6 protein-coding genes are annotated in these 4,315 nt (G+C 35.4%); 2 read left to right on the top strand and 4 right to left on the bottom strand.

What is annotated here, in order from left to right:
- Nucleotides 1-61: 61 nt before the first annotated feature.
- From F6K13_RS35280 to F6K13_RS20510, 3 genes are all read right to left on the bottom strand, one after another.
- Nucleotides 62-490: a hypothetical protein gene (locus tag F6K13_RS35280; protein ID WP_338043212.1), complete on the bottom strand. Its 429-nt coding sequence runs from the start codon at nucleotides 488-490 to the stop codon at nucleotides 62-64.
- Nucleotides 453-827 (bottom strand): hypothetical protein, encoded by a 375-nt coding sequence (locus F6K13_RS35275; RefSeq protein WP_338043211.1) that lies wholly within the window; start codon nucleotides 825-827, stop codon nucleotides 453-455. The genes F6K13_RS35280 and F6K13_RS35275 overlap by 38 nt, the downstream gene beginning before the upstream one ends.
- Before the next feature lie 798 nt (nucleotides 828-1,625).
- A complete protein-coding gene (locus F6K13_RS20510; protein WP_124145837.1) occupies nucleotides 1,626-1,952 on the bottom strand; it encodes a DUF760 domain-containing protein in 327 nt (108 codons plus the stop codon).
- Nucleotides 1,953-2,446: 494 nt separating this feature from the next.
- Here F6K13_RS20510 and F6K13_RS20505 point away from each other — a divergent pair, with 494 nt between their 5' ends.
- Nucleotides 2,447-2,812 (top strand): translation initiation factor, encoded by a 366-nt coding sequence (locus tag F6K13_RS20505; RefSeq protein WP_124145836.1) that lies wholly within the window; start codon nucleotides 2,447-2,449, stop codon nucleotides 2,810-2,812.
- 195 nt (nucleotides 2,813-3,007) lie between these two features.
- Here the strand turns inward: F6K13_RS20505 and F6K13_RS20500 are convergent, their stop codons facing one another.
- Nucleotides 3,008-3,187: a hypothetical protein gene (locus F6K13_RS20500; protein WP_124154843.1), complete on the bottom strand. Its 180-nt coding sequence runs from the start codon at nucleotides 3,185-3,187 to the stop codon at nucleotides 3,008-3,010.
- A gap of 514 nt (nucleotides 3,188-3,701) precedes the next feature.
- Here F6K13_RS20500 and F6K13_RS20495 point away from each other — a divergent pair.
- Complete coding sequence (locus tag F6K13_RS20495) at nucleotides 3,702-3,893, top strand: hypothetical protein (RefSeq protein WP_124145835.1); 192 nt, start codon at nucleotides 3,702-3,704, stop codon at nucleotides 3,891-3,893.
- Nucleotides 3,894-4,315 lie beyond the last annotated feature (422 nt).

Genomic DNA, 4,315 nt, shown 5'->3' with positions numbered 1-4,315 from the left:
TATTATTTCCCCCTACTCCCTACTCCCTACTCCCTACTCTCTCTCTTTCGGAGATGCCTATTTAGTTAGGATTGACTAATTTTAAAAGCTTTTGCTTAACTTGAATATTAAAAACATCCCATTTTTTTTGAGCATATTCACTGTTAAAATTAAAACCAGAAAGAAAATCTATAGGAATTTCAAAACCTCCTGCTTGGCAACGCCCTCCACCGAAAAAATGTCCTTGGGTATCCATTCCAAAAGCTTCTTTAATAAACTCATCTGGATCTAGAGTAATTTTATTAGTTCGCAAAGATCCAGTGACTACTTCTAGTTCTTTTTCCTCATCTTGAACAATACCATAAACAACAGCAGTATGAACATTTTCTTCTGTGATTAAAAAGTCAGCAGCTTGAGGAATAGCATCTCGATCTAAACCACGAAGATAACCAACACCAGAAATAGAAACATTGTTATATATATATAGAGCGATGAGACAAAGCTCTTTCAATAATATCAATCACCCGTTGAGACCTAGAAGATTGTAGCACCGCATTTAATAACGTTGCATCATAAAAACGACTTAAATAAGCCGTCGCCAGAAAATCTTCATCTGTTGTTTGTAATAACTGATTTGTATCAGACCTGATGCCATGCATCAAAGCTGTAGCACATTTTATATGTTCGATAGTATTATTATCAAATTCTAGTAATCCTGCTTGAATATATTGGGTTAAGATAGTAGCTGTAGCTTTGATTGAAGGCCGAATATCTACAAACTCTGCCTTTAAGTTTTCTTGTAGACTATGGTGGTCAATAACAGCCACTACAGGAATAGTTTTTACCACCAGTGAAGTGAGCTGACTGGTAGTACCTTGGTTATCAATAAAAACACATCCTTGATAAACAGATAAATCCTTTTTTTTAGAAGTTTCTACTGTCTACTTTTGGACTGGCAAACCAGTCAATTTAACAAGTGTAATATTTTCTTGATGACTCATATCATGTCCGGTAGCATCGGTATTGTATAGCAAAGGTAGGGAACAGGGAACAGGGAACAGGGAACAGGGAACAGGGAACAGGCAGGAATACTTAAGGGCAATAAAAAAACTTAAATTCCCTGTAGATATTCACCCTTGAGTTTACACAAACGCGCCCCAGCGGATATGATATCAGAGTACCAGTATAAACAAGATCACACTGAATATTATATTGTTCGGCAATTAACTTATAAGCCAAAGCTCCTGAAAGTGCATCTAGGTCTGGAAAATCTTGGAGAATAATTAATTGACGAGTATGAGAATGCTTCTCTAAAGTTTCGATTAAAGCATCTATTTTTAAATTAGTAGGAATTGGGATAATTTTAGATAAAGTTTGAATAACATATTTTTTTAGTCAATTCCTGATTTTTAACTTGAGAATGATTGAGCATAATTATTTTTTTAGACAATTAATAACCTGTCATAAATTCAGTTGATTTCCATTGATTTTGTGGTTGAAAGAGGATATTAATTTTGTACAATGATTCTAATTTTGGGACAATTATCAGAAATACTTTTTGGATTAACCGTTTGATTTCAAACTATCCTCTTTCATTGATCCTATTGTTTGTAGAATTTATCACCTCAAGTAAATGTTTAGCTATCTCAACTAGAATGCAGGTCTTGGAGAGATGTGTCAAGTTCCATTCTTTGTTTAGCTTGATGTAAAAAGTAACCACTCATCATCGCAGAAGCCAACATTTGACCAAGATTTTCTCTGCTAGTAGTTATAGTCATGGCAAAATGCTCTGGTGGTAAATGTCCCAACATTCCTCTTAAATTTTGTTCCATAATTTGAGCAACTTCTGGTTCTGGTTTAGAAAGTTGAGCTACAGTTTCTGGATTCAAAGATTGAACATATTGCCATAATACGTTATCACTACTGGATTGATTGGCAGAATATTCAGAGGGATGACTTGGAAGATTATTCATAGTACTTATCTAGAATTAATAGAGTTTAGTATTTAGTTACATATTAGCAACTTTTTCCAACTCCAGTATTAAGAGTGACCGAACTTTTCGATCCGGTTTTTTCTACTCTAGCCAAACCGTATTTCACGTTTGACAGTTTGTGGATGGATTTTGTTAAAGAAGCACCTCAGCGGTCAGCACCTCAGCTATCAGCAGATTTTTTTTGAGACACCCTAGGAGAGCGGAGCATTCCGGAACGAAAAGGAGATTTCAACTCCGACTCAACCATCCAGCTTATAAGAACCGGGGATTTTGACCCCTAGCTCTAAAAGCTGAAGCACTGATAGCTAGTTAAATAGAGGAAATAAATCTTGAATGGCGATCGCTACTCAAATTTCCTAGTTAAATTTATATTCCTTCCTATTGTTGAACTAAGCTTTATAATACTTATCCTACTAAGCTTAATACATGATATACTTATGATTTAGTAATCTAAATAATATTCCTTAAAAGTTATGGGTCGTTCAAAAAATAATTCCTCTAATATGAATGCTAAAGGCGATCGCGTAGTTTACTCAGAGTTTGGTAATAATGCTACCTCCCCAGCAACAGAAAGAGCAGTACCAAACTTACCTCCAAATCAACAAAATTTAAAAGTACAAGCATCTCGCAAAGGTCGCAAAGGAAAAACAGTTACCATTATTAGTGGGTTTCAGTCGAACCAGGAAGTTTTGACAACTTTACTGAAACAGCTTAAAAATCAATGTGGTGCGGGTGGCACTGTGAAAGATAATGAAATTGAAATTCAGGGGGAACATAAACAAAAGTTACTGGAGATTTTAACTAAATTGGGCTACAAAGCTAAAATTAGCGGTGGTTAAAGAAGCTCCTCAGGAATCAGCAGATTCTTTTTGAGACACCCTAGGAGAGCGGAGCATTCCGGAACGGAAAAGAGATTTCACGGCCGTTCATAAGACGGGGTTTTTTACCGAATAATTAGGGCTTGCTGATTAAATCTAAAAGCATTGACATATAAAGACAAGTGCCTTTTTGAGGTCGAAAAAAGTGCCTGGTTTTCAGCTCTTCATGCTCAAAAAGGAGCGTATTTTAGGCAAAAGTTGGGCAGAGAAATCATTCTTATAATTCTTACTCCTACCTACTCTAAATTCCCCGTTCCTCCTGTCTCCTGTCTCCTGTCTCCTGTCTCCTGTCTCCTGTTTCCTGTCTCCTGTCTCCTGTCTCCTACCCTCACCCATAAGACTTTTTCAGCAAACCCTAATTAAGGTTTAAAGCCTCTCCTTTAAAGGAGAAACAAGCGGTCGTTAGCGCAGCTTCCCATAGGGTGGGATGGCGTACTTCGGAGCGGCTCTGTCAAGAGCGGGTCTTCTCGCCATATCCAATCGACCAAGAGAAGAAAAATTTTTCATTATTAGTCAATCCTATCCGTTTTCAAGGAGAGGTAATAATTAATAATTAATAATTAATTGTTGAATTCTAGCTCTAAAAGCTGAAGTGCTGATAGCTAAAAGCTGATAGCTAGTTAAATATTAGCAAAAAATGGGTTGGTTAGGAAATAGATTGATATAGCGTTTCTCAGCCTAATGAGTTACACCTATGTTTATTTGTCTTCTGTTGCCTGTTGCCTGTTATAAACTTGCCAATAATATTTATATAGCTAATATTAAGAACGATAATTGTTGCGGAATTTTGATTTTAGCTTTGTAGTTTTAAATAAGAAGTAATTAAACTTATATTAGTGGAGATATATAAATGTTTAGAACAGTTGCTTTAGTATTACTAGGAACTTCTGTTGGTTTTGGATTTTCTCTGGTAGGTGATGGTAATGGGTTTGCTATTAAAGTACCTCAAATAGAAGCAGGAAAATTAGAATGTCGTTGGTTACCTGAAGATACCTCTAATAACTCTTCTATTAACGGAGAATTCTTGGAGCCTAGATATTAGATTTGCTCTCAAGTCCTATTTTAATTACACATAATATCAAATCCGTTTAATTGGACATAAAAAAATTATTCAATGGTCATAACTACGCTTATCTTTGTAATTCTTTCTCCTCCTGACTCCTGACTCCTGACTCCTGACTCCTGCTAACTTAAGCATTCTATGGCTGTTTAACCGGATTTGATATAATTTCTCAATGTAGTGAGAAAAGCTATATTTTATCTTTCTTTTTGAATTCTAATAAGTAGCTCTACTTAATTATTGGACTTTGGACAAAAAAAGTTAGCGTAATATTTAAACTAACTACTGAAATTAAGATTTAAAGACCGAATTCATACTGGAATTATCTTTGTTTTTGAAATTATTTATCATCCTGAAAATCATAGGATGGGTCTGGTTCAATTTCTCCACCGAAACAGATATCT

Origin of the sequence: Okeania sp. SIO2B9, assembly GCF_010672505.1 — a bacterium.
GTDB lineage: Bacteria > Cyanobacteriota > Cyanobacteriia > Cyanobacteriales > Microcoleaceae > Okeania > Okeania hirsuta.
Note: the sequence above shows the minus strand (reverse complement) of the source record. Positions and strands in the feature narration are given on the sequence as shown.

Coding starts and splice junctions, on each gene's coding strand:
- F6K13_RS20510 (WP_124145837.1), bottom strand. CDS start 1,952: ATGAATAATCTTCCAAGTCATCCCTCTGAATATTCTGCCAATCAATCC.
- F6K13_RS20505 (WP_124145836.1), top strand. CDS start 2,447: ATGGGTCGTTCAAAAAATAATTCCTCTAATATGAATGCTAAAGGCGAT.
- F6K13_RS20495 (WP_124145835.1), top strand. CDS start 3,702: ATGTTTAGAACAGTTGCTTTAGTATTACTAGGAACTTCTGTTGGTTTT.
- F6K13_RS20500 (WP_124154843.1), bottom strand. CDS start 3,187: ATGGGTGAGGGTAGGAGACAGGAGACAGGAGACAGGAAACAGGAGACA.